Origin of the sequence: Psychrobacter piscatorii (assembly GCF_043641605.1) — a bacterium.
In the GTDB taxonomy this organism is placed as follows: domain Bacteria; phylum Pseudomonadota; class Gammaproteobacteria; order Pseudomonadales; family Moraxellaceae; genus Psychrobacter; species Psychrobacter piscatorii_C.
Map to the genome: position 1 here is coordinate 20,573 of NZ_JBHZRK010000015.1, position 22,740 is coordinate 43,312.

At 44.1% G+C, this 22,740-nt stretch carries 16 protein-coding genes; 12 read left to right on the forward strand and 4 right to left on the reverse strand.

Going from position 1 to position 22,740, the window contains the following annotated elements; all coding sequences use genetic code 11:
- Positions 1-3: 3 nt before the first annotated feature.
- Both ribD and ACHUET_RS12500 read left to right on the forward strand, forming a co-directional pair.
- The gene (ribD, locus tag ACHUET_RS12495) at positions 4-1,059 is read left to right on the forward strand and encodes a bifunctional diaminohydroxyphosphoribosylaminopyrimidine deaminase/5-amino-6-(5-phosphoribosylamino)uracil reductase RibD (protein WP_394213226.1); all 1,056 of its coding nucleotides are present in this window, start codon (positions 4-6) and stop codon (positions 1,057-1,059) included.
- 434 nt (positions 1,060-1,493) lie between these two features.
- The gene (locus tag ACHUET_RS12500; RefSeq protein ID WP_394213228.1) at positions 1,494-2,168 is read left to right on the forward strand and encodes a riboflavin synthase; all 675 of its coding nucleotides are present in this window, start codon (positions 1,494-1,496) and stop codon (positions 2,166-2,168) included.
- Between the two features lie 100 nt (positions 2,169-2,268).
- Here the strand turns inward: ACHUET_RS12500 and ACHUET_RS12505 are convergent, their stop codons facing one another.
- Positions 2,269-5,133: a response regulator gene (locus ACHUET_RS12505; protein WP_394213230.1), complete on the reverse strand. Its 2,865-nt coding sequence runs from the start codon at positions 5,131-5,133 to the stop codon at positions 2,269-2,271.
- 311 nt (positions 5,134-5,444) lie between these two features.
- Between ACHUET_RS12505 and fmt the strand changes: the two genes are divergently transcribed.
- From fmt to ACHUET_RS12545, 8 genes are all read left to right on the forward strand, one after another.
- Positions 5,445-6,539: a methionyl-tRNA formyltransferase gene (gene fmt, locus ACHUET_RS12510; protein ID WP_394213232.1), complete on the forward strand. Its 1,095-nt coding sequence runs from the start codon at positions 5,445-5,447 to the stop codon at positions 6,537-6,539.
- Positions 6,540-6,619: 80 nt separating this feature from the next.
- Entirely contained in the window at positions 6,620-8,203 is a 1,584-nt protein-coding gene (locus ACHUET_RS12515; RefSeq protein ID WP_394213233.1) for a transcription antitermination factor NusB, read from the forward strand.
- A gap of 46 nt (positions 8,204-8,249) precedes the next feature.
- Entirely contained in the window at positions 8,250-9,671 is a 1,422-nt protein-coding gene (gene thrC / locus ACHUET_RS12520) for a threonine synthase (protein ID WP_394213235.1), read from the forward strand.
- A 336-nt stretch (positions 9,672-10,007) separates the two neighbouring features.
- Positions 10,008-11,117, forward strand: coding sequence for a LysM peptidoglycan-binding domain-containing protein (locus tag ACHUET_RS12525; protein ID WP_394213237.1), 1,110 nt, complete (start codon positions 10,008-10,010; stop codon positions 11,115-11,117).
- Between the two features lie 57 nt (positions 11,118-11,174).
- The gene (gene dprA, locus ACHUET_RS12530; protein ID WP_394213306.1) at positions 11,175-12,428 is read left to right on the forward strand and encodes a DNA-processing protein DprA; all 1,254 of its coding nucleotides are present in this window, start codon (positions 11,175-11,177) and stop codon (positions 12,426-12,428) included.
- Positions 12,429-12,551: 123 nt separating this feature from the next.
- A complete protein-coding gene (locus ACHUET_RS12535; protein ID WP_394213239.1) occupies positions 12,552-13,181 on the forward strand; it encodes an L-threonylcarbamoyladenylate synthase in 630 nt (209 codons plus the stop codon).
- A gap of 328 nt (positions 13,182-13,509) precedes the next feature.
- The gene (locus ACHUET_RS12540) at positions 13,510-14,481 is read left to right on the forward strand and encodes an epimerase (protein ID WP_394213240.1); all 972 of its coding nucleotides are present in this window, start codon (positions 13,510-13,512) and stop codon (positions 14,479-14,481) included.
- 87 nt (positions 14,482-14,568) lie between these two features.
- Positions 14,569-15,705 carry a metallophosphoesterase gene (locus ACHUET_RS12545; protein ID WP_394213241.1) on the forward strand — a complete coding sequence of 379 codons (1,137 nt, stop codon included), beginning with the start codon at positions 14,569-14,571 and terminating at the stop codon, positions 15,703-15,705.
- A gap of 17 nt (positions 15,706-15,722) precedes the next feature.
- Here the strand turns inward: ACHUET_RS12545 and ACHUET_RS12550 are convergent, their stop codons facing one another.
- Positions 15,723-17,117: an alpha/beta hydrolase gene (locus ACHUET_RS12550; RefSeq protein ID WP_394213243.1), complete on the reverse strand. Its 1,395-nt coding sequence runs from the start codon at positions 17,115-17,117 to the stop codon at positions 15,723-15,725.
- Positions 17,118-17,566: 449 nt separating this feature from the next.
- Between ACHUET_RS12550 and grpE the strand changes: the two genes are divergently transcribed.
- Both grpE and dnaK read left to right on the forward strand, forming a co-directional pair.
- Positions 17,567-18,166: a nucleotide exchange factor GrpE gene (grpE, locus tag ACHUET_RS12555; protein ID WP_186475348.1), complete on the forward strand. Its 600-nt coding sequence runs from the start codon at positions 17,567-17,569 to the stop codon at positions 18,164-18,166.
- A gap of 184 nt (positions 18,167-18,350) precedes the next feature.
- On the forward strand, positions 18,351-20,291 hold the full coding sequence (dnaK, locus tag ACHUET_RS12560; protein ID WP_394213245.1) for a molecular chaperone DnaK: 1,941 nt from the start codon (positions 18,351-18,353) through the stop codon (positions 20,289-20,291).
- 192 nt (positions 20,292-20,483) lie between these two features.
- Here dnaK and ACHUET_RS12565 read toward each other — a convergent pair whose 3' ends face one another.
- Positions 20,484-21,311 (reverse strand): methyltransferase domain-containing protein, encoded by an 828-nt coding sequence (locus ACHUET_RS12565; protein WP_394213247.1) that lies wholly within the window; start codon positions 21,309-21,311, stop codon positions 20,484-20,486.
- Positions 21,312-21,361: 50 nt separating this feature from the next.
- Positions 21,362-22,594, reverse strand: a complete 1,233-nt coding sequence (locus ACHUET_RS12570; protein WP_394213249.1) for an 8-amino-7-oxononanoate synthase — start codon at positions 22,592-22,594, stop codon at positions 21,362-21,364.
- Positions 22,595-22,740: the final 146 nt, after the last annotated feature.

Here is a 22,740-nt window from a genome sequence, read left to right on the forward strand (position 1 = left end):
GTTATGCCAACTATAAATCACTCTCAAGATGCGCAAGATCGCTACTTTATGATGCTTGCTATCGAACAAGCTAAGCGCGGTTTGTATACTACTAGGCCAAATCCAGCAGTAGGTTGTGTCATCGTCCAAGCTGAAGAAGTGGTCGGTCAAGGGTTTCATCCGAAAGCTGGTGAGCCACATGCAGAGGTATTTGCATTAAAAGAAGCAGGCGATCGAGCAGTGGGCGCAACGGCTTATGTGACTCTAGAGCCATGCAGCCATACAGGGCGTACACCGCCGTGTGCGTTGGCACTTATTAAAGCTAATGTGAAGCGTGTTGTGATTGCAGATCTAGACCCCAATCCGCAGGTCGCAGGTCGCGGGGTAAAGCTACTTAAGCAAGCGGGTATCGTCGTGAGAGTCGGTGTACTAACAGAGCAGGCAGAGGCATTAAATCGTGGATTTTTAAAGGCCATGCGGACTCAGATGCCATATGTACGGTTAAAAATAGCGACCAGTTTAGACGGTCGTACTGCCATGGCATCTGGTGAGTCAAAATGGATTACATCAAATGCAGCACGCGCCGATGTACAAAAAATACGAGCACAAAGTGGGGCAATCATAACTGGCAGTGAAACAGTAATGACCGATGATCCACAGCTTAATGTGCGCTCGAATCAATTAGGCATATCACCTGAGCAAGTTCCCACGCCTCGAATCGTGGTGCTCGATAGACGTCAGCGTTTAGAGTACAGTGATCGGTCTGATTATCAATTGTGTCGCCGTACAGATACGATTTATTGGCGCACAGACGATCTCGCCGCTTTACTAGCAACATTAGTGAGAGATCATCAGTGTTATGATGTCTTGGTGGAGGCAGGTGCTAGCGTTGCAGGAAGCTTTTTGAATCAACAGCTGGTTGATGAGTTGATCGTTTATCAGGCGCCTTGTCTACTTGGTAACCAAGCGCGACCAATGGTTAATTTCAATCCTATCTCACTGGCTCAACAGTTGCGCTTCGATATTTACAATTATGAGCAGCTAGGTTCTGACCTTAAATTAACGCTATTGCCTTTATAGGCTGTTTATTTGCAATTTTGTTATCCACAAATGGTTCATGGTATGCACTATATGTGGATAAGTAAGTATCGCTATTGAGTGTTCCACATGGAACTGTGTATAACTTTGTTTCATATGAAACATAAAAAGTATATTTCATTTGACGTTTCTTAAAATATATATATTAATCAAATACTTAAAAATGCATTCCAGTATTATATTCTTTAAAACAAATTTAAATGTGTTGTGGATAACTATATAATAGGTAGGGTTTTTATCCCTATATGTCTTGACTTATACTTACTTATCCACAATCTATCCTATGAAAGTGTGAATTGATTGAGTGCTTTATAGTAAAAATGTGCTCTGAAAATTAATAGCGAAAACTGGCTAACCATTTGATAAGTAAAGAGACATTGTTTATAACGACAGTATAATAATGAGATGAGGCTGATATGTTTACAGGAATTATAGAAAGCGTTGGAAAAGTTAAATCCATGCAACCTACAGGCGGTGATATACGTTTGACCGTAGAGTCCAATGACTTAGATTTTAGCGATGTAAAACTGGGTGATTCTATTGCATCGAATGGCATTTGTTTGACTGTTGTAGAGCTTGGTAATAACCATTACTCTGTCGATGTTTCACGTGAAACGATTGCTCGAACAGCGCTAGAAGCATTAAAAGCAGGTCATACGGTTAATTTAGAAAAAGCGATGCTACCGACGACTCGTTTTGGTGGCCATATTGTTGCTGGTCATGTGGATGGGGTAGGCGTCGTCAGTAAGATACAGCAAGACGCACGTTCTATTTATATTGAGATTGAGATACCACAAGAGTTGGCGCACTATACGGCGACCAAAGGTTCTATCACAGTGGACGGTATTAGTCTGACTACCAATCTGGTACGTGACAATATCGTTTCTTTAAATATTATCCCGCATACCGCTCAAGTGACCAACATCGCTAAGCATTGGTTGGTAGGTAATAAGGTCAATATCGAAGTAGATATCGTTGCACGCTATTTGGAGCGTTTATTAAATAAATCACAGTCTGGTGGTATGAATGCTGCAAATCCTCAAAGCCAAATTACAGAAGCTTTTTTAGCAGATAATGGCTTTATGAAATAACGTTTGAGGTTTTACTTACCTGTCTAGACCTTTCACCCTGTCAGTATTACGAAATCAAAGTAATATCGACAGGGTGATTTTTTTATTCTTTCATTGACGTTTAGGATATAAAGCTTTGTAAAACGGTTTCTAGATCCTTTTTACTGATAGGTTTGGATAAAAACTCATCCATTCCCACTTGCATGCACGCCTTGCGATCCTCGTCTGTATTATTCGCCGTTAGTGCGACAATAGGTATATCGTCGCCTTGTGCGCGGATTGCCTGAGTAGCTTGTAGACCGTCCATGACTGGCATCCGGCAGTCCATCAAAATCAGGGAAATCTCCTCACGCTGGCTGGCTAATATATCAAGCGCTTGCTGACCATCTTCTGCAACGATACTGCGATAGCCAAGTTTACTCAGCATTTTGCAGGCTATTTTTTGATTGGTTGGACTATCTTCCACCACTAAGATAAGGGGTGATAATGGCTGCGAACTTTCTTCTTGAACAGTTGTCTCGCTAATGTTCTCTTTGATATCTTGTGTTTGTGTTAGCTTTTTTCTAGCTGGTATTGTCAAGCGCAGGATTTCAGACAGTAATAGCGCACTATCTAAAGGTTTTGCCAAAAAGCCATCACATTGATCGAGTAACATAGAGGGTATGCGGCGCTCAGATTTCATACTAAACAGTATTTTAGGAAAGGATGTATTAGCGAGCAGGCTGTTTAATGCCTGCCGTCTATCGATGCTCGTAACTATATGATTGCTGTGCGTTAAATGGGGTTTTGTGAGGTCAGACTGCCCTTGTGGTAATGAATTTTGATATTTCGCTGAGCTGTCAGCGTTGGTCTTGCTGCCAACTAAGATCGCGCTGGTGTCATAGTACTCATAATCTAGTAGGAGTATGGGTGCTGAGCTTTGCTGCTCTCGACTTAGGCGTTCTGTTAATTGCTCTATAGTCGCTAGGTCTACAGAAGTATAAATAGTGCTAGATATCGCTAAGTGCTCACAAAGCCGCTGTAAATGTTGCGCGACAAGCGGCTGATGGACGACCGCGATTAGGCAAATATGATTTAGGTGCTGACTAGGATGATATACCGGCTGATAGCTTGGACGTCGACAAGGCAAATAGAGGTTGAACACGCTACCTTCATTAACGGTACTGGTTAGTTCTATAAATCCACCTAGTAATCGCGCAAAGCTATTGACGTTTTTTAGTCCCAACCCTGCATCGATAGCATTTTGCGATATTGGATTAATATCTGGGCTATGGGGTTTATTTAAGTACGACAAAAGCTGATGCTGTTTGGCAGATGTGATACCGATACCAGTGTCCTGCACACTAAAGCGCACCCAGCAACTCACTGCATCTGTGGTAAGGTTTGTATTGATAGACTGCAAGGTCTCTTTGCTAGCCTCTGACATTTGCTCGTGGTCGGTTAGTTCGATAATAAGTGCTACATGACCGGAGGGGGTGAATTTTACGGCATTGTGCAGTAGATTCAGCAAAATCTGCCGGAGACGCACGTCATCAGTATCAATAGAGCGTGGAGAGTCTGGGGCAAAGAAGTAAATCAGCTCAAGCCCTCTTTGCCGCGTATCATTTATGATTAGCTCATTAACTTCCTGACCAAGCTTGTAAATATCGACGGGCTCAATATTAAGACGAGTTTTTCTAACCTCGATATTTCCTATATGTAGCGTCTCATTGAGTGCGGTCAGCATGTTTTGACTGGTGGTAATCAAAGTATCTAGCGTTTTGTTTTGTCTTGCATTCAATGTGTTCGGATCGATTGGCTCAAGGATATCGATCATAGCTTCTAGCGGTATGCGCAACTTATGACCGATGACAAACCTAAGTTTATTGAACTCATCAACCTTTCGCTGTAGCTGTTTATTTTGCTGTTGCAACTGCTCGTTCTGATTAACCAGCTCATTGACATCATTAAGTAGTACCGTAAAACCATGAACTTGTCCATGCTCACCAAACCATGGAGTGGCATGCAACTGGTAGGCTTGTTTGTTTTGTATTCCATAGACGGTCAATGTGCGCGAGACTTGTAAACCAGCTAGCGCTTGAAGTATTTGCTGAGTCGCCTCATCTTTGCCCATGACAAAGTCAGTGAGTGTATAACTGTGTCCATTTTTGGCAGAGGGTGTAAATGTTTTTTCAAAACGTTGATTGTAGAAACTAATATGACCGTGACGTAAGCTCATCAGCATTGGCAGCGGTGCCTGATCAACCAAGCGCTCCAAACGATGATTTAATGTTTTGATACGTCGATAGTCGTTGTGTAGCTGATAACTGACACGGCTCAGTGCATGACCTAGCAGCAAAAACTCAGTGGTGGATTTTTCTTGTAAAAAGGGTGGCGGCGTATAAGATTCTTTTGCATGAACACTCAAATTATCAGTGTAAGCTATTAGCTGCTCCCAGTTGGTTCGACGGTGGAGCATATAAAACAAAGCGATAAAAAACAGTATCAGAGCCACCATTAATGGTAGCCAATAACGGTACGAGGTCCATTCGATAGTCAAAGGCTCATAGCGCAACACAACATAAACCTGATGACCACTTTCGAGCTTTATCGTTCCTGTTAAAGCACTATTACTGACTGTATAAGCACTTTGATTATCCTTAGACAAGGTAGCTGCATTGACTGTGGGAAACGTGACTGTCGTAAAAGCTGATTCATTCGGTTGAGTTTTACGATGGATATAAGTTTGCCCAGATGGCATCATCAAAATAAGCTGATAGCTGATATGATCAAAAGTAGGCTGTTTTAGGATTTTTTCTATTTCTACATCGATAGGCGCGGCATGCTCAGTAATACTATGCTGTAACGCATGAAAAGTATCTATACTGTGTTGTTCGCTATGATGTCTCAACCCATCAAACAACGTGACATAGTACAGCAATAGCATGACCAGCAAGGTCGATGCATAGAAGATCAATAATCGCTGTAAGGACTGGAACTGTTGCATGAGAGCATGGCCCTATATCGACGCAAAAATATATAGTGAAATCATCGTTTCTTATAGTAATTGATTTATCCAAAACCTTGCTACTGATACCTTCCTATTATCTATAGCAGAATAATAGTGTGCTATTTGCAGAGTATTGCTGATAAAGTATTTTTATTCTATAAGAAGGTCGACAACTAGAGCAATGACACTTCTCATATTATAAAGACAAAAAGCGCTATTAGTCATACTGGATTGAGACTACCACACTTATGGCACAACGTCGTAAACTCACCTATAATGGACAAATAAACCTTATACAATGCATGATTATGACTACAATTGCTCCTACCTTTGATACATCTAACTCGCTTACTGACCATGATAACCCAACTACTAACCGACTAAGGGTAGTATTTGCTGGTACACCTGAGTTTGCTGCGATCTGCCTAGAAGCGCTCATTCGCCAGCAAGACGCACTTAATATCGATATTGTCGCGGTATATACCCAGCCGGATCGCAAAGCAGGACGCGGCCAAAAACTATCAGCCTCTGCTGTTAAAGAAGTGGCACTAGCGAACGATATTGCGGTAGAGCAGCCAGTCACCTTCAAAAAATCCAGTACAGAGGGCATGGCAGCACGACAGACGTTGCGTACGTATCAGCCAGATCTTATGATTGTCGCTGCTTACGGTTTGATTTTGCCTATCGGTGTATTGACCACACCCACGCATGGTTGTCTAAATATTCATGCCTCATTGTTGCCACGTTGGCGCGGTGCAGCACCTATTCACCGTGCACTATTAGCAGGTGATGATGAGACAGGTATCACCATCATGCAGATGGATAAAGGGCTTGATACTGGTTATATGCTCTATAAGGTGAGCGCTAGTATAGAGCCTGATGAGACGGCAGCGAGCCTACATGATAAGATGGCAGCGCTTGGTGCGACTGCAATTAGCACGGTGTTAAAAGACTTAGCGCATTATCAAGCACAGGCTATTGTCCAAGATGGCAGCCAAGCAAATTATGCCGAAAAGCTCGTAAAAACTGAGGGTGAAATTGACTGGACACAACCTGCTGCTGCGATTGAACGCCAAATTCGTGGACTGACACCATGGCCTGGTGCTTATACTTTTCTAGAAGGGCAGCGTGTCAAAATACTCGCTGCACTCCCGATCAATACCACGCAAAAAACTGACAAGCCTGCGGGTACGGTCGTGAGTGTGGGACGCAAAGCAATCTTAGTGGCTTGCGGTCAAGAGGCTGAACAACCAAACGATAATGCCGCTCATGACGCACAACTTAGCAACACATTGGCGATAACCAAATTACAGTTTGCTGGTGGTAAGCCAATGACGGCGGAACAGCTTTGTCATGGCAATCAGTTGAACGATGGTGATCAATTCACGACAGAATCAAAATAGCTTTATCTAAATAGCTTTAACGACATTTAACCCTACTAGCACAAGACGCGATCAATCATACGTCAAGGAAATACAACTTCATGAGACAAACCAGCACTGCGTCTAAAAACAATGCACCTAGAAACAACAAGCTCAAGCCATCAAGCAATCTAATCATGAACGGCAGCGTTCGCGTGCGCGTTATTCGCACCTTGCTTGCGATTCAAAATGGTCAATCGCTCTCAAGCGTGCTTGACCCGTTATTAAACAGCTTGCACGATGGTGATAAAGGTTTTGCGCATGCGTTATTGCTCACAACATTACGCCAATGGCATGCCCTTGCGCGCTTGCTCGACACGCTCGCAGACAATCCTATTGATGAGATCGAAGTTCGTACTACGATTCAAGTGGGTTTGGTGCAGTTACTGTATTTAGAAGTGGCAGATCATGCCGCGATTCATGAGACGGTTGAAGCGGCAAAAGAGATTGAGTTTGCGCATGCGACTGGTTTAATCAATGCTATCTTGCGTAAAGTTGCCAAAAACCCGAGCAAATTTCGTAAGAAGTGCGATAAAAAGCACAGCTTGCCAAATTGGCTTGCCTATCAGCTTAAGCAAGATTGGAGTGAGCAGTACGATGCGCTAACACAAGGCTTGCGCCAAGCGGCACCGATGTTTTTGCGAGTCAACTCGGCCGTTACTTCAGTAGAGGATTATCAACAGTCGCTGTATGGCGCAGAAATTGATGCAGATATCGTTGAGCTAACGACTGGTTTTAGCGTAGCGAACTCGTCAGATATTACTACAACACTATCTACCAAAGGCTTAAGACTGCATCAGACTACCGCTGTCAATGCTCTGCCTCATTTTGCTGAAGGCATCGCCAGCGTGCAAGACATGCATGCTCAGCTTGCGGCACCCATTATCAATAAAGCGTTAATGGCGAAGCTCAGCGCTGAAAAATCTGATACGGAAAATACGAATAACGAGATACACATTCTAGATGCTTGTGCTGCGCCTGGTGGTAAGCTTGCTCACTGGTTAGAGCTCATAAGCGCTAATGGCGAATCATCGTTGTTTCACGTGAAACAAGACGATGCAGAAGCGAAACCTCTAGCTTCTAAACTCAAGCTAACCGCTATCGATAATGAAGCACCGCGTATTGAGCGTATTCGTGAGAATTTACAGCGTCTTAATCTAAGACAGCAAGATTTAGAGCAAGCTGAGAAAAATATCGCCCTTAACGTTGTCTGCGCTGATGCCACCAGATGGCAGCATGGTAAAAACAAAAAAGCCGCGACCAATGAGCCGGTATTTGATGCGATATTATTGGACTCTCCTTGTACCGCGACGGGCGTGATTCGCCGCCATCCTGATATTAGCATTTTGCGTACCGAAGAAGACATCGAGCAAACGGCATTGTTGCAAGCTGATATTTTGCATAACCTATGGCCACAGCTTAAAGCGGGTGGGTATCTGTTATATGTCACGTGCTCTATCTTAAAGCAAGAAAACGTGCTGCAAATGCAAGACTTTATTAGCTATCACAACGATGCGTCAGTGATTGAGTTTACTGAGGATTGCAATTGGGGTATCGCGCAAACCATCGGTCGCCAGTGCTTGCCAATTGATAGCGAGAGCGGTGATGGTTTTTATTATGCGCTGTTGCAGAAGACTGCTGAATAAATCACTTTTAACTATTGAATAACATTATTGTAGACAGGACAATCTAATGAAATATATCAGTACTCGTGGTCAGACAGCACCGATGGACTTTAGTGATGTGCTATTAATGGGTCTTGCGCCAGACGGTGGTTTGATGCTGCCTGAGCATTATCCAACGATTGATAGCACTGTACTCGATGAGTGGCGTACGCTCAGCTATCCACAGCTCGCGATGGGGATTATGCAGTGCTTTGCCACTGATATTCCTGCAGTCGATTTGCAGGACATTATCGAGCGCACTTATACGGCCGATGTGTTTGGTTCTGATGATATTGTTCCTGTCCGCAAGCTCGAAGACAATTTATACATTTTAGGATTATCAAACGGCCCAACACTCGCATTCAAGGACGTTGCTATGCAGTTCTTGGGCAATGCTTTTGAATACGTACTGAAGAGAAAAGAGGCACGTATCACTATTATTGGCGCAACTAGCGGCGATACGGGTAGTGCGGCGGAATACGCGTTGCGCGGCAAAGAAAACGTCGAAGTCTTTATGTTGTCACCGCATGGCAAAATGAGTGAGTTTCAGCGGGCGCAAATGTACAGCTTGACCGACGATAATATTCATAATATCGCGATCGATGGCATGTTTGATGACTGTCAGGATATCGTCAAAGCGCTGCAGCAAGATGCCGATTTCAAAGCGCAGTATGACTTGGGTACGGTCAACTCGATCAACTGGGGACGCATCCTCGCGCAGATTGTTTATTACTTTAAAGCCTATTTTGCGGTCACAACGAGCAATGATGAAAAAGTCAGCTTTAGCGTGCCTTCAGGTAACTTTGGTAATATTTGTGCCGGTCACATCGCTCGTGAAATGGGTCTGCCCGTTGAGCGTTTGATCGTCGCCACCAATGAAAACGACGTACTAAACGATTTTTTTAACCAAGGTGCGTATCAGCCACGTCCCACTGACAAAACCTATGTCACCTCAAGTCCATCAATGGATATCTCAAAAGCTTCGAATTTCGAGCGTTTTGTTTATTTGTTGCTGGATAAAGACAGTGCGCGCGTCCATGAGTTATTTGACGGCGTAAAATCAGGTCAAGGGTTTGACTTGTCTGACCTAATAGAAGCGGTCAATACGCGTTATGGCTTTGCTGCTGGCAAATCAACCCATAGCGATCGCTTAAACACGATCAAAGCGTTGTATGAACAGCATGGCGAACTTGTCGATCCGCATACAGCTGACGGTATCAAGGTTGCCAAAGAGCTACAGCGTGAAGGCGAAGTCATTATCTGTGCAGAGACCGCATTGCCTGTTAAATTTGCTGACACTATCATCGAAGCAGTGGGGCAAATCGACATCGAGCGTCCGGCTCACACAGAAGGCTTAGAGAGCCTGCCACAACATGTGACTGTATTAGAGAACAAAGCTGAATTGGTTGCTGAGCAAATTCGTCAACATGTTGCACCAAATCCAGCATAAGCGATAAATGTTTTGAGTTTATCTTCTATAGATAGAAGCGTTTGTATAAAAGTTACACCATTGTAATAAAGTGTTTATGATTGTGTTATGGTAGATATAATTGTAGTATTAGAAACAGCGTCAGCGAGTCATTATTTTGCTAGACGCTTTTTTAGGAATGAATCTAGCCAATTATACTGAACAGCTGCCCTATAGTTGCCACAAGAGTGATACTTATAAATCGCTGATAATATTGATTTTTTCTATTTTTTTTGAATAAAGTCAAATGTCTTTAGAGTGATGAATTAAGTGTGATTTATTGTGACCAAAACAGTGGTACATATTGTGGATATAACCATGAAGATGAGCTTAAAAAAGACAGCAAAAGCACTGGCAAAAGGATTATTAGTTACGACATTTAGCAGTGCCATGTTGATGACCACAGCCCACGCCAATAATCCACCACCTACCATAAAAGCAGATGCCCCCAATCGCTATATCGTCAAAAAAGGCGATACCCTATGGGACATCTCAGGCCGCTACCTCGACAGTCCATGGCGCTGGAAAGAGATTTGGGCAACCAACAAGCAAATCAAAAACCCAAACCTTATTTATCCAGATGACATTCTTATCCTTTGTGTGATTCAAGGTAAGACGCTAATAGGAGTCGATACAGGAGAGGGCTGTGCTGGTATCGAAAAGCAACTGACGGGTAACGTGGTTGCCAGTACTATCGCCGTGACATCAACGGCCAATAGTATTCCGCCTATTCCATGGTCTGCTATTCAGCATTGGCTTGATAAAACGCTCATTGTGAATCCAGAAGATTTCAATACCACACCTTATATCTTGGCTTCCAAAAACCGCAACCTAATCACGGCAAGCGGTGATAAAGTCTATGCCAAAGGGGTGCCACTAATTGTTGGTCAGCGCTATGGCGTATACCGCGAGGGTGACCTGTACGTTGATCCTAAAACTCAAGAAGTTATCGGTCTAGAAGTCACGCAAGTAGCGACTGGACTTGTTACTTCGACAGAAAGCAATGGTGTCACCAGCTTGCAGCTTACTGATAGCTACGACAAAGAAGTGCGTGAAGGTGATCGCGTGTTTGTAGAGTTGGACAACGCCATTCCACCTGTCTTTTATCCAACGCCTGCCAGCGTCAGTCGTGGTGGTATGATTGTGCGAGTAATGGACTCAATCAGCTCTGCCGCAAAAGGCAGCGTGGTAGCGATCAACTTAGGCAGCTTGCATGGCGCCAAACCAGGTGACGTACTGACCGTGTATCAAAAAGGCCCATTGGTACGAGATGTTAAGGATAATGACATGCCGGTACGCTTGCCAAATGAGCCAAGCGGTATGGTGATGGTGTTTAATACCTTTGATAATATCAGCTATGCTTACGTACTTGACTCTGAGCTACCACTCAATGTTGGCGACCAACTATTGCCACCCCCTTATCTATAAGCACATAAGGCTTTGTGAAGCGATTTTGCTAAGTTTGCCCAAACGAGACAGATGACAATGACCGCAGTCACCTCTTCTTTATCCGACGATCAGCGTGCGATATTGGCGCTGTGGTATGAGGTGAATGCATCATTATCTGCTTATCACAAGCTTGTTACCACTTATGGTGACGCGCAGCTCGCGTGGCAAGCCAAGGTAGAGGCATGGAAGCAGCTAGGCATTCATCACACGCATCTCAAACGTCATGAACAGCCAGAGCAAACACGTGCTGCTATTGATAAGATACAGCAAGCGCTTCTAGATGGGCGCTATGGTTTATTGTTTGCGGGTCAGCCTGACTATCCTGCTCAGCTTCTTCATATTTATGATCCGCCGCCATTATTGTTCTTTCGAGGAAATAGCGCGCGCCTGCATCAAGCTCAAATTGCTATCGTGGGCAGTCGAAAACCAACAGCCCATGCTCAAAAAATCACGTTTGATATGGCTCAATATCTGGCACAGGCAGGGTATATCATCACCAGTGGTCTGGCGATAGGCGTGGACAAAAGGGCTCATCTAGGAGCTTTGGCGCAGACTGATCATGACTATCAAGGTCGTACTATCGGCGTGATGGGCACAGGGATTGATGTGAATTATCCCAATCATCGTGACCAGTTATTTGCTCAAATCATCGAGCAAGGTGGCTGCATTATTAGTGAGCTACTGCCGCATACCCAGCCGCACAAACATACCTTTCCGCGCCGTAACCGTCTGGTAGCTGGGCTGAGTCTAGCCACGATTGTGACCGAAGCGACGATCAAAAGTGGCTCGTTAATTACTGCCCGTTTAACTTCTGAGCAAGGCAAACAAGTCTTTGCCATTCCAAGTCATATTGATAATAGCAATGCCGAAGGTTGCCATCATCTGATACGTGAAGGGGCAACGTTGATTTATCATCCTCAGCAGGTGTTAGAGGACGTCAATGGTCAGCTTGATTATGGTAAGCGCTCGTATAGACCAACAGATATTACTACAAGCGCTAATAGACACCAATCGGAGGTCACTCAATCCTCTGACGCGCTAAATGTAGAGACGGGCTCTGTCACAACGGTCAGTCAGCCAGAACCTTCTCATATCAAATCCCCTCGTAGCGCGATCGTTGTCCCTGAGCATTTAACACAGATCTATGAGCAGCTCGATTGGCATGGACAGGATTTAGATGCGCTTATTATTGCCACTAATCTTGCGCCGCCACAGCTGATTGGACAGCTGATGGAACTTGAGCTAATGGGCGTCATCAGTGTGCAAGGCGGACGCTATTTACGTGTATAACTTATCGTTACTCCGAACTACCACATAAAAATAAGTAGGATAGATTCTAAATATCGCTACCTTAGTCAGCCTGTCTCTTGTGCTATTATTAGTGTCTCTATTCCAGCATAAAACATGTAAGCTATGAGCCAATCTATACCCTTTATCACTGACTCTGCCACACAAGCTGCAAACTGGCTTAAAGAAGGAAAGCTGCTTGCATACCCAACAGAAAGCGTTTGGGGTATCGGTTGCGACCCTTATAATCAAGCCTCTGTGCAGCGTATCTTGGATATCAAGCAACGTCCACAAGCCAAAGGCATGATCGTCATTACCGATAGCGTAGAGCATTTGTCACCTCTACTAGCCTCTTTAAATAACCCCCAGCGCCAGCAAATTATCGATAGCTGGCAGTCAGATGTTAATGACGGCGAGCTACAAAATCGCCAAGCGCATACTTGGTTATTACCCATTCCTCAGACAATTTCGACCACGATGCCCTCATGGATAATGGGTGAGCATCAGACCATTGCAGTCAGGGTCATCGCCCATCCTATCATACGAGAACTGTGCCAACAGATGGTCAGCGAAAATAACCCATTTGGCTTCATTGTTTCGACTAGCTGCAACCCGTCAGGTCAATCGCCTGCCAGCACCTTTGATACCGCCTATGGTTACTTTGGTGAGCAGATTGGCTATTTTCAGGCAGATACTCTAGGTTATATCTTACCCAGCCAAATCCGTGATGCAACGACAGGCTCAGTCATTCGTTAGCAGGCAATAAACGACCTTTCATACCATTATAGCCTAGTCTTTCGTACTGTCTTTTTTGTGCTGTCGCCATCGATAAACCATATTTCGCCAGCTGAAGATTGCTATGGTTATCGTTCTGTAGCCATAGCAAAAATATACCTTCTCAGCGCTAGCTATCGCTAAACCCACTTTTTTTGCTCCCGTTGCTTTACCAAAAGTATGTAAAAGTTATTTTGATAAAAATGACAAAACAGTAGACGATAGTTAAAAGGGGCTGATTTTTATTGAACGATGAATCTTTCAACGATAGGTCATCGTTACGATATTTGATACATATAGGGAGTAGGGTATGAAGGTTTTAATTAGTGGTGGCTCAGGGTTTTTGGGTAGTGCGTTTAGCCGAGAGTTAATCGAACGGTATCGCACGCAAGGTAAAGAGGTGATGATTACTTGGCTGACCAGAGATAGCAGTCAAGCTCATCCTGATGACATCAGTATGATGACTTACGATGAGCTTGCAACCTCTGATATGAGCTTTGATGTCATACTGAATTTAGCTGGCGCAGGTATTGCTGACGCGCGTTGGAGCGATGAGCGCAAAGAGCAGTTAATAGCCAGTCGTATTAAGCCTACTCAATCGATATTAAGCTTCATCCAACGTACTGCAACAAAGCCAAAACTACTAGTAAGCGGCTCAGCAATCGGTTGGTACGGCACGCAAGGTGATAAGCCATTAACTGAACACAGCAGTTTTGAGACAGACTTTGCCCATCGCTTATGTGAGGAGTGGGAGAGCTTGGCGCTCAAAGCGACTGATTACGATGTTCCTGTCGCTATTGTACGAACAGGCGTTGTGATACATCCTGAAGGCGGTATGGTGGCCAAATTATTACTGCCATTTAAGTTTGGCGTTGGCGGGCAGTTGGGTGATGGTCAACAAATTATGAGCTGGATTAGCCGTGACGATTGGGTAGGGGCGGCGATTTTTATTATTGAGCAGCATCTTGTCAGTCAATTTGGCCATAAACAAAGAGTTTCACATAACGATAATGTTATAGATACAAGAAGTGATACGCCAGCCTTTGTCTATAATCTCACGGCACCCAATCCTGTGAGTAACCATACTTTTACTAAAACGCTTGGCTCATGGTTACATCGGCCGACACTTTTTACCTTGCCAGAATTTTTACTCAAGCTGATGTTTGGTGAGATGTCAACGCTACTAATAGATGGTCAGAAGGTGCTGCCACAAGCGCTTCTTGATGCAGGTTACACATTCAAGCACGTGACACTCAAACAAGCATTAGAGGATCAGAAGTAGTTACATCATGATTGTTTCATGTGAAACATAAGAAGGTCGGCTTATATTAAATATTCACTAGATTGTATTTCTGTCTAAGGGCAATCCATGCGCTATGCATTTTTCATCACCATTTTTTTGCTCTTGCAGCTGTTTAGTGCGGGCGCTGCTCTAAGCTTACAGTGGTGGTTACAGCCTTGGATCACGCCAGCGCTTCAGATCGCTATATGGTCTGCTATATTTATCACGACTAACGGATTGTTAATATTAAGTGTCAAAAGAGCGTTTGCCAATAGCTACCGCTGGGTTAGCGGTTGGATGTTGGTTATGCATTTTATGTTGCTCACGGCATTGCTGATAAGCCTACTCTATGGTGGATACTGGCTAATAGTCCTGCTGTCAGGTAATGTGACCAATGACCTGAGCAGTATCGCTATTGGATTACGCGCCCTAGCCTTGATTATATTTATAGGACTATTCTCTTATGCGCTGCATAGTGCTTATGTGCCAGTCGTACGTAAGCTGTCCATTAGTATCAACAAACCGCTCGCTAAACCATTGCGCATTGCGGTCGCGAGTGACCTACATTTAGGACGATTATTTGGCGTAGCAGCGATAGATAGGTTAAACCGTCTGATGATTGATTCGCAATCTGATATGCTGCTTATGCCAGGTGATATCATGGATGACAATACAGACGCGTTTAATAACTATAATATGGCAAAAAACTTAGCTGAGCTGTGCGCTAATCTACCATATGGCGTCTATGCAACGCTGGGTAATCATGATTTGTATGGTCACGAACAGCCAATCAGCCAAGCGTTAGTCGATGCAGGCGTACATTTATTAAATGACGATGTGCTTGATATCGAACATGAGGGTCAGCCTATATGGCTGGTTGGACGTTTTGATAATCATAAACGCCAGCGTGTCGCGACAACTGACCTGCTCGCGAAAGTTTATACTTCACAGCCAGTGATACTGCTGGATCATAGACCAAGCGATATTGATGAGCACAGTCAGTTACCAATCGATCTACAGGTATCGGGACACACTCACAATGGACAAGTATTCCCCGCCAACTTCATCGTGAGCGCCATAAACCGATTAGGCTATGGGTATGAGGCCATCGGTAGAGGACACTTCGTGGTGTCCTCGGGTTATGGCTTTTGGGGTATTCCGTTTCGATTGGGCTCACGCTCAGAAATTTGGTTAATTACCGTTTCTGGTCATACTAATAAATAGCTAGTACCAGCTAACCGCTATGCCACGAGCTGCGATTTTGTACTAATGACCTCATGGACGAAGCCGCCAAAACCATTAATAATATTTTTTGTTTCCTGCCCAAGTCCTTGATGCACGCTCATAAAATGAATAAAGCCATGCGGTGCACCCAGCACAGTATGGGTCTCAACAGGGACTTTATAACTCTCTAACTGCTTGGCATAAGCAAATGCCTCGTCACGCAATACATCGAGTTCAGCGGCGACGATATAGGTGGGACATACTTTGCTGTTATCACCAAGCATTGGTGAATTTAGTATATGTATGCGTGGCAATAGACTATTCTCAAGACAAGCAGCGTCAAATACTGCCACATCAGCGTGATCCAATAGCAGGCCTTCACCATATAGCTCCCAACTCGGATAATCTGTCTCGATATCAGTCACAGGATATAGCGGCATCTGTGCTAGCGGCGTAGGTAGCTCCTTTAATAGATCAAACATTTTCTGACCATCTGCACCCAAATCTAACCAAGCGTTTTCGTTTGGTGCAGTGAGTTGCTGTGCAATCAAGGTAGAAAGGCCACCACCTGCGCTATCGCCTGCAAGAACGATACGTGACGGTAAGGCACCTAAGGTATGGCAATGCTCAGCAAGCCAAGCATAAGCGGTGATACAGTCTTTTAGGGCTGCGGGTGCAGGACACTCAGGAGCCAAGCGATAATCCACACTGACCACGGGCCAACCAGTCTGCTCACAGACCGCGTGACAGAACTCGTGATGTGTGTCGACATCACCAATACAAAACCCACCACCATGAAAAAACAACATGGCTGCTTTGTCAGGGTTATGGGCACGTCTTTTTTTAGGGCCAATGCTCTTGGTACCTGCCTGATAGCAGCGAATGGTCATATCGCCATCATCCGCGTTGGCTATGGTTTTATCTTCCCAATTGACAGGTGTTTCACCTTTTTTGATAAAAGGTTTGATGTTACTTAGCATACTGCCACCCGCTTGGTGCCACACGCTCGGTGCTTGCATCGCCACCGCATCCGCAGCAAACCTTTCACGGAGTTCATGCATGGGCGTCAGCTCTAATGGCGTCTTAAGATGACTGTTCACCGCGAGGATCAGGCGCAAATGAGCATTGGCGTGCAGATATTGCTTTGAGTGAGGTCCTTTTAAGTAACCAATCAAACCTTCTAATACTGGCGTTGGTAGATAGCCAAGACCTTTCATCGCATAGTGCAGAGTGTGTGGTTGGCAATGTGTCATTGGGTTATAACTGAGCATTTTTTCTTTCACGCTCAAACGCTTTTTTTGCAAACCGTTGTCTTTCGCTTCACTAATCATCTCATCGTTTGACGCCAAATGCAGCGCCATCAATGTTTTGTTCAGTAAGGTATTGATTGATGATACTGTTGAATTAGACATAACATCTCTCATAACTGTTTTTGAGTGTTTACTGTTACATCAGCGTACACTTTAGAGTAAGGAATAATATTTGTAGCAATAATAAGGCAGTAGTGCGTAAAACAGGGTGTTATTTAGTAATGGCGTGGGTAGCAACGGTAACCTATTTAGAGTAATTGACGGTTTTTTGTACGTTTTGTTAACGTATATTAAGACCAGTTGACACAGCGGAGAAATGCTGAGTACTTGTTTTAAAGAAAGATCTAACCATATTTGTCGTAAATGCGAAAAATTCCTTTGCTTTAGGCTTGAAATTTATACTTACTACCTTTATCAAGCAGCTATTAGCACGTATTAATAAAAAAAATGAGTGATAACCGTTAAGTATCTGATAAAGGCATGATACAGCCAGCGATTGGCTGATTTATTGTGTCTTATCTCAATTATTATTGACATTCCAAGGAGCTATCATGAGCGAGCAAAATACCAACCAAGAAAACTTTGATCAAACAGTGGCGCATGACAATGTTGATCACAAAGACAGCATCTTAGAAGAAACCATGAACGAGTTTGATCCACAGAACAACTCAGGTGAAGAAGCTACCATCGAAAATGAGATCGATCTTGATACGTTCAAAGCGCGTATCGCTGAGTTAGAAGGTGAAGTGAAGCAAGCCAAAGAAAGCACTGCCCGCGCCAACGCTGAAGCTTACAATGCACAAAAGCGCGCCGAGCAAGAAGCAGATAAAAGCAAAAAATTCGCTCTCCAGAAATTTGCAAAAGAGTTACTCGATATCGTTGATAATTTAGAGCGTGCTATCGAAAACGCAGACGCGAATGACCCAGTCGCTGAAGGGGTTCAATTAACTCACAAAGCATTGGTCTCTGTACTTACACGTCATGGCGTAGAAGTAGTCGATCCAGAAGGTGAGAAATTCAACGCGGACTTCCATGAAGCTGTGGGTATCGATCCAGAAGCAGAAGCTGATACCGTCGGTACAGTCCTACAAAAAGGCTATAGCTTAAACGGTCGTCTGCTACGTCCAGCCATGGTACGTGTTGGTCAATAATATTTTTTGGGGCTAAACCCTACTAATATGAAGGTTTTTCACAAAAAATCACAGGAAAGACTGTTTTTGCTTGATTACCGCCTTGAAAAATACAACAAGCAAACCGATATATAGCAACAAGTGACCGACTACGGTCTGGATAAATAAGTATTTATAGTTAAAAACAAATTAGGAGCAATTGATTATGGGTAAAGTAATTGGTATTGATTTAGGTACGACTAACTCGTGTGTAGCAGTAATGGAAGGTGACAAAGTTAAAGTCATCGAAAATGCTGAAGGTACGCGTACCACACCATCAATCGTCGCTTATAAAGATGACGAAACATTGGTTGGTCAGTCAGCGAAGCGTCAAGCGGTCACCAATCCAAGCAACACTTTGTTTGCGATTAAGCGTTTGATCGGTCGTCGTTTTGATGACAAAGTCGTGCAAAAAGACATCGGTATGGTGCCTTACAAAATCGCTAAAGCAGACAACGGCGATGCGTGGGTAGAAATCAACGGTAAAAAGCTTGCGCCACCACAGGTTTCTGCTGAAATTTTGAAAAAAATGAAAAAAACAGCAGAAGACTATCTTGGTGAGAGCGTAACCGAAGCAGTCGTAACTGTACCTGCTTACTTCAATGACTCACAGCGTCAAGCAACCAAAGATGCGGGTAAAATTGCGGGCCTCGATGTAAAACGTATCATCAACGAGCCAACTGCCGCAGCACTTGCTTATGGTATGGACAAGAAGCAAGGCGATAGCACTGTTGCTGTATATGACTTGGGTGGTGGTACTTTCGATATCTCAATCATCGAAATCGCAGACGTTGACGGTGAGCAACAGTTTGAAGTACTAGCGACCAACGGTGATACATTCCTAGGTGGTGAAGACTTTGACTCAGCATTGATCGATTTCTTAGTGGCTGAATTCAAAAAAGAACAAGACGTTAACCTAAAAGGTGACTCTCTTGCGATGCAGCGTCTAAAAGAAGCGGCTGAAAAAGCGAAGATTGAGCTATCAAGTGCACAAAGCACTGAAGTGAACTTGCCATATATTACTGCTGATAGCAGTGGTCCTAAGCATTTGGTTGTGACCATCAGTCGCTCAAAACTAGAGAGCCTAACTGAAGAGTTAGTACAGCGCACCATGGGCCCTTGTAAAATCGCCCTTGAAGATGCTGGCCTAAAAATCGGCGATATCGATGACGTTATCCTCGTTGGTGGTCAGACGCGTATGCCGCTAGTACAACAAAAAGTACAAGAATTCTTCGGTCAAGAGCCACGTAAAGACGTGAACCCTGACGAAGCAGTTGCAGCTGGTGCGGCAATCCAAGGCGCGGTATTATCTGGTGATAAAACTGACGTATTGCTACTTGATGTAACGCCATTGACCCTAGGTATCGAAACCATGGGCGGTGTGATGACGCCAGTTATCGAGAAAAACACCATGATTCCTACCAAGAAATCACAGGTATTCTCAACGGCTGAAGACAACCAGCCAGCGGTAACCATTCAGGTATATCAAGGCGAGCGTAAAATCGCTAACCAAAACAAACTGCTTGGTCGTTTTGACTTGACGGATATTCCACCAGCACCACGTGGCTTACCACAAATCGAAGTGTCTTTTGACATCAATGCTGACGGTATCATGAACATTTCAGCAACTGATAAAGGTACTGGTAAAGCGCAAAGCATCCAGATCAAAGCGGATTCTGGTTTGTCGGACGAAGAAGTCGAACAAATGGTTCGTGATGCAGAGGCTAATGCTGCTGAAGATGAGAAGTTCGCTAACCTAGCGCAAGTTCGTAACGAAGCAGATGGTCGTATTCATGCGGTACAAAAAGCGCTGAAAGAAGCAGAAGATAAAGTGACTGATGAAGAAAAATCAACAGTAGAAACTGCGATCACTGAGCTTGAAGCGGCAGCGAAAGAAGACGATCATGACGAAATCAAAGCCAAGCTTGAAGCATTAGACAACGCATTCTTGCCAGTTAGCCAGAAGATTTATGCTGACAGTGGAGCAGGTAGCGAGGGTATGGATCCAAGCCAGTTCCAACAAGGTGCTGACGCTAATGGTAGCAACCAAGCGGATGATGACGTTGTTGATGCTGAGTTTACTGAAGTAGACGAAGACAAAAAGTAATACCAAACCCAAAAACGCGATTAGCTGTGTCAAACTCGCTTAGTCTACTAAATGTAGTACTTACGCTCGTTTTCCTTGCTACTCACGTTTTTGAGAGTGGTAGAATTGGTAAGTAGTCAATTTAAAAAAACGCATCTTTTGAGATGCGTTTTTTTATGCCTGATATTCAAGTATATATTTTCAAGCGTGCCGTTATGGCAAACGCGCATCAATCATTAGTACGTCGTAAGTCAGATATACGCAAGGCTGATCGTCCTCATCTATGCCCGAAAACTGCTGCCAATAATCGCGCTCGAATGCTTGCAAGCGGGTTTTGGTCCAGACAAAAGGCTGTGTGTTGGACGTTTGCTCACCAATCGTTTGCCTGCTATGTGTTTGATTGGTAGAGACACCGGTCATCTTCATATGTTTAAGCACATCATAAGGCTGGGCAAAAGGCACGTTAAAGCGCTGCGTTGATAGCTTTATGTGTCTAAATCCTGTTTGATCCAGTGCTGATTGCCATTCACTAATATCTGGATAATGCAGTCCTTGCCGTGTCAGTGTCTTTATTTGCAAAAAATTATCTGGGGTAAAGGTGCTTAGTAATAATTGTCCATTAGGTTTTAGCCGCGAGGCTGACTGTGCGATAAAGCTGAGTGGATTATCAAACCACTGAATCGCACTGGCACTGATGACTAAGCTATGCTCACCGCCTAAATCCATCGTTTCCGCATCGCCAATAAGGATTTGTGCTTGTGGCAACAACTCCTGTAAATGAGTGGCTTGCTGCTCACATAACTCGTTGATACACCATCGCTCACTTTGTACATATGCTGCCAGTAGCTGCGTTAGTTGTCCCGTGCCTGCACCGATCTCAAGCACACTGTCTTGATTGGTATTATCGATAGCCATCAATAAGTGCTGACAAACCTGCTGCTGAATGTGAGCATGTTTATCGTACTGACTGGCTTGAGAAAAATGCCGCGCAATGGTCTGCTTGCGGGCACTTAGCTCAGAAGTAGTGAAGGGATGTTCCATAATCGTTCTTTCACATAAAATTTTATAATGAGCATCAAAAACTGCTGTCGTCATATAGATAATTGCATGATCAGGCGCTCGCACTCAGCATGGGTAATGGCTGCGTTGAGTACCAAGCGAATACGTGATGTATTGGCAGGGACGGTCGGTGGCCTAATGGGTAAGGCATAAAATCCAGCGGCTTGGAGCTGTTTCGCTTTTGCCATCGTACGAGCGTTGTCACCCAAAATATAAGGCACAATGGGTGACTCGTAAATAGGATCTTTTGCTGCTGATGCTACACGATATTCAGGGCTAATGGCTTGGCTCAGCTGTAATGAAATCTGCGCCAAATGCTGTCGCCGCGTCTGTAGCTGCGGCATTTTTGCCAAAATAAACCGTGTCCATGCATGATTGATTGGTGGCAATGCGGTACTAAAAATCAGCGGACGCATCTGATTGATGAGCCATGATTTGACCACCTCATCACATATTATATAAGCGCCAACGGAAGCAAACGCTTTACCAAACGTACCCACTAGGTAGTCAATCTCAGTGAGCGTATTTGTTTCTTCGGCTAGCCCTAATCCTTGAGTTCCCAGTACACCGACAGCATGGGCTTCGTCGACATACAGCTCAATACGACTGTCAGTGGCTTTTAGCTCAACTAATGCGGGTAGGTCAGCGCGATCCCCGTCCATGCTAAAAATACTTTCGGTGACGATGATGATACGCTCCACGTCCTCTTCAACCTGCATAAGCATAGCAGCCAAATGCGCATAATCATTATGTCGATAGCGGCGATACAGACACCGTTTACTTTCGCTTAGCCTGATACCATCAATCATACTGACGTGTATCAACTTGTCTGCCAAAATAACCGTCTTCACTGATAGTGCAGTCAATGCAGGTAAAATCCCGATATTGGCGTGGTAGCCACTATTTAATACCAACGCAGATTTCGTCGCGGTTTGATTTATTCCAGCTGCGGTTTCATACCAAGCTTGTAGCCCATACTCTAACGCCTGTAGCTGTGTATCGTTACCAGTTAACAGACGCGATGATGTTGCACTCATTTTGGGCAAACAGTCCATTGATTGCTGAATAAACTCGAAAAACTCACGCTGCAACTCAGCATCACTGCCCAAACCTAGATAATCGTTGCTAGCAATATTTAATAGGGTATTGTCATTAACAATTACATACCGTCCTTGATGTTCGATATCTGGTAATTTGCGATACTGCTGTTTATCTTTGAGTTGTAAGAGCGCAGTTTGTAGCTTTGCGTTGATAGAAGCTGACATACAGAACCGTCCTTTTTCTTTATTCGTCAGTATACGCGGAACACAATGAGTAGGGATTATTGCACAAAAACGTGATGTGTAACAAAAAGTTTCATATATCAGCCTTTGTAACCCGAGCACTGACAAATGCTTTCAAATCTTAACTC